Source organism: Streptomyces sp. NPDC001700 (genome assembly GCF_053596435.1).
The window spans coordinates 1-1,119 of sequence record NZ_JBSFGE010000086.1; the positions used below are offsets into that span (position 1 = coordinate 1).

General features: G+C 72.0%; 1 protein-coding gene. It reads left to right on the forward strand.

Annotated elements, in window-relative coordinates:
* Positions 1 to 64: 64 nt before the first annotated feature.
* The coding region (locus ACWC5C_RS42060; RefSeq protein ID WP_450884644.1) for a beta-ketoacyl synthase N-terminal-like domain-containing protein at positions 65 to 1,119 on the forward strand (1,055 nt) is incomplete at its 3' end.

The following is a 1,119-nucleotide window of genomic DNA, read 5'->3' on the forward strand; positions in this document are numbered from 1 at the left end:
TCGTCGTGCGCGTGGGCTTGCGGCGCAGTCGCTGGCGTGGGGTATGTGGGCTGAGCGCAGCACGATGACGGGTGAGCTGGGTGATGCGGATCTGGCCCGGATGAGCAGGGGCGGATTCGGGGCCCTGACCTCCGAGCAGGGTCTGGGGCTGTTCGACGCCGCGACGGCGCTGGACGAGGCGGCCCTGGTGCCGATCCGTATCAGCGTCTCGGCGTTGCCCACCGAAGGCGTGTCCGCCCTGTTGCGGGGCCTGGTCCGCGCCCCCGCACGACGTGTGGCGGCCAACGCCGCCCCTGTCGACGGGGCCTCCACACTGGCGCGCACGCTGACGGGCCTCTCCGAGGAGGACCGGCACGCCGCCCTGCTCGACTTGGTCCGAGGCCATGTGGCGACCGTCCTCGGCTATCCCTCCCCAGACGACGTGGTGGTCGAACGGACCTTCCAGGAGCTGGGTTTCGATTCGCTGACCTCCGTCGAGCTCCGCAACCAGCTCAACGTGGCCACCGGGCTACGGCTGCCCGCGACGTTGGTCTTCGACCACCCCACACCGATCGTCCTCGCCCGCTTCCTGCTCGGTGAGGCGCTCGGCACTGCGGCCGACGAAGCGGCCACCGCGCAGCCGGTCGCCACCTTCGGCACGGGCACCGCGGACGACCCGGTCGTCATCGTCGGCATGGCCTGCCGCTACCCGGGCGGCGTCTCCTCGCCCGAGGACCTGTGGCGCCTGGTCGCCGACGGCATCGACGCCGTGACCGCCGCACCGGACGACCGTGGCTGGGACGACACGGACGGCGGCGGACGCCGCGGCGGATTCGTCCGGGACGCGAGCCGCTTCGACGCCGACTTCTTCGGCATCAGCCCGCGCGAGGCCCTCGCCATGGACCCGCAGCAGCGCCTCCTGATGGAGACGGCGTGGGAGACGTTCGAGCGCGCGGGCATCGCCCCGGCGTCGCTGCGCGGCAGCCGGATCGGGGTGTTCGCCGGTGCTTCCTCTTCCGGCTACGGCAACGGCCTGCGGCAGCTCCCCGAGGGTGTCGAGGGTTATCTGATGACGGGGACGACGACGAGTGTGATCTCGGGTCGGGTGGCGTACAGCTTCGGTCTTGAGGGGCCGGCGGT